At 40.9% G+C, this 2,327-nt stretch carries 3 protein-coding genes; 1 reads left to right on the top strand and 2 read right to left on the bottom strand.

Annotated features, from left to right (window positions below):
- Both J1785_RS01635 and wecB read right to left on the bottom strand, forming a co-directional pair.
- Nucleotides 1-605, bottom strand: a 605-nt coding sequence (locus J1785_RS01635; protein WP_217218662.1) for a hypothetical protein, incomplete at its 3' end; no start/stop codon positions are given.
- Between the two features lie 16 nt (nt 606-621).
- On the bottom strand, nt 622-1,803 hold the full coding sequence (wecB, locus tag J1785_RS01640) for a non-hydrolyzing UDP-N-acetylglucosamine 2-epimerase (protein WP_217137405.1): 1,182 nt from the start codon (nt 1,801-1,803) through the stop codon (nt 622-624).
- A 185-nt stretch (nt 1,804-1,988) separates the two neighbouring features.
- On the opposite strand from wecB, the gene J1785_RS01645 reads away from it, so the two are divergent.
- The coding region (locus J1785_RS01645; RefSeq protein ID WP_217218663.1) for a LysR family transcriptional regulator at nt 1,989-2,327 on the top strand (339 nt) is incomplete at its 3' end.

Consider the following 2,327-nt stretch of genomic DNA (forward strand, 5'->3'; position numbering starts at 1 on the left):
GTAGTTATCCCAGGAGCCATTATTAAGTCTTCACAAAGTGAATTTTTATCTTCACTTTGGAACGTTTGCATACGACCGACCCCTAAAATTTGAGTATGAATCTCGATAAAAGAATGTTCATTGTGAATGCCACAATGTGTCCCGGAGTCAGCAAACCATAGATTAGCTTGTAACTTGAATGATTGACTGTCATAGAGCGTATCACTCCCTATCGATAATTGATGAGGTGGAAAAGACAAAATCGCAACTTCGTCCTGATGTGAGCGATAAAATTCCACATTCTGAGATACAGCATTTTCATACCGCACTCCGGGATATGTTTTTTGCTCATCCCAAGCAATATCAATCCCATCAATAGGATTTTCAGGTAATTCAAATATCAGGCAATTCAATGCAGGCTGAATATGCTCATTGCATCGAATGATAGAAGAGAAAGCGAGTATTTCAGTATTATAATTATTATTTAGCTTTAAAGTCTCAGGGTGAAAGTTAACTAATAGTCCATGACCGTTTATATAATATTCTTTCCCAGCAGGCAATAACTTACTCGGTAATGCTGGGTGCGAGAATTTAGTCTGCATTGCAGACGTTTCAATCAAGTCCATATTATTACTCCATATATCAAGCTGCGTTTGTGACGAAATAATTATTGGGTCTCATCTCGCAGCCGCAATAAAATGGTTGAACAGCAGGGCCAAGCCCAAAAAAGTTCGCTATAGCACCAATAACTCGTTGTGTTGCCAGTCCATCACCATAGTGGTCTGTCTGTACATTTGCACCTTTGAAAGCACTTAAATTATCCAGAATTCGACAAACGTGATGTATAATTTGCTCTCCTGAATTACCTACCAAAATAGCTGAGCCAGAGTGTGTAGCTTCAGGCCGTTCAGTCAGAGAGCGAAGAATCAACGTTGGCTTACCAAGAGTTGGACCTTCTTCTTCTGCACCGCTGCTATCAGATAGTATAATATCCGCACGGTTCATCAGACGGCAGAAATCCAGATAATTAAGCGGCTCGATCAAATCTACATTATTCATATCTGCCAGAGTATTTTGAAATGCCTGGCGCACAATCGGATTTTTGTGCATAGGGATAACAACACGAACATCAGGACGTTCAGCAATTACTTTGATTGCATTCGCAATGTCAGGAATCTTCTCCCATGCTTCACGTCGGTGGGCCGAAGCCAAAATTATCTTACGTGTATCCTGATGCAAAGCTTCTAGTAACGTATTATCCCCTTGTGGTATCTGCTCAATAGCCCATAACAAGGCATCAACAACAGTATTACCTGTGATTACGATACGATTTTCCGGAATTCCTTCACGGATCAAATTAGCAGCATTACCGGGGGTAGGAGCTAAGTGTAGAGAAGCGATCTGTGCGACGAGCTTGCGATTACCTTCTTCAGGAAAAGGAGAGTAAACATTACCACTACGCAAACCAGCTTCAATATGAATAACTGGAATATGATGATGAAATCCAGATAGCGCAGCAGCTAGGGTGGTGCCAGTATCGCCATGTACTGTTAATGCATCGGGTTTCAATTGAGGTAACAATTTGGCTAATCCATCGGTGATGCGGGATGTGATCTGTGCCAACGTTTGACCTGGCTGCATAACCTTGAGGTTATAATCAGGTTTAATGTCAAACACGGCAAGAGCATCATCAAGCATTTCCTTGTGTTGCCCAGTAGATATAATGAAAACTTCAAAACGAGGATCTTTTTTTAACGCGTTAATAACTGGGCCATATTTGATGGCCTCGGGCCTAGTTCCTAACACTACAGCAATCTTCTTCATTGTCTTCCTCCGACAATAGATGATAAGTGGGAATGGCTATGCCTTTTTTATCTATCTCACTAGAAAGTAAGAGTAAAATGCAGGTGTTGGGTGATTTATGAACTACAATTTCATTGAAAACGAAGCGGAGTTTCGTTGGAAGCGATATTTTGGAATAATACTTGTGCTGAATAGGAATCTACTGCATGAAAAATCTTGATGACCTTGAAGCCTTCGTACGTGTGGTCGACAGTAGTGATTTTTCAAGTGCCGCTCGTTCGATGAACGTCACAGCGGGAGCCATAAGTAAACAAATCAAACGGCTCGAGGGGGCTCTTGGAATAACTCTTTTTGAACGTAGTACGAGAAGAATTCGCGTTACTGAAGAAGGAATGCAAATTTATGAATGTATCAAAAGAGGGTTAAATAGCATTCAGGAAGCCTACAATATTGCAGAGCAAGGACGAAAAACTCTGACTGGAAACATAGCTATCAGCAGCCCTTCAACATTTAATGACTATTTTCTAATAGAGGCTATTGAAAAA

This window comes from Rahnella perminowiae (assembly GCF_019049755.1).
In the GTDB taxonomy this organism is placed as follows: domain Bacteria; phylum Pseudomonadota; class Gammaproteobacteria; order Enterobacterales; family Enterobacteriaceae; genus Rahnella; species Rahnella perminowiae.

Excerpts from the sequence above, each read along its gene's own strand:
- wecB (WP_217137405.1), bottom strand. The coding sequence starts at position 1,803 with ATGAAGAAGATTGCTGTAGTGTTAGGAACTAGGCCCGAGGCCATCAAA.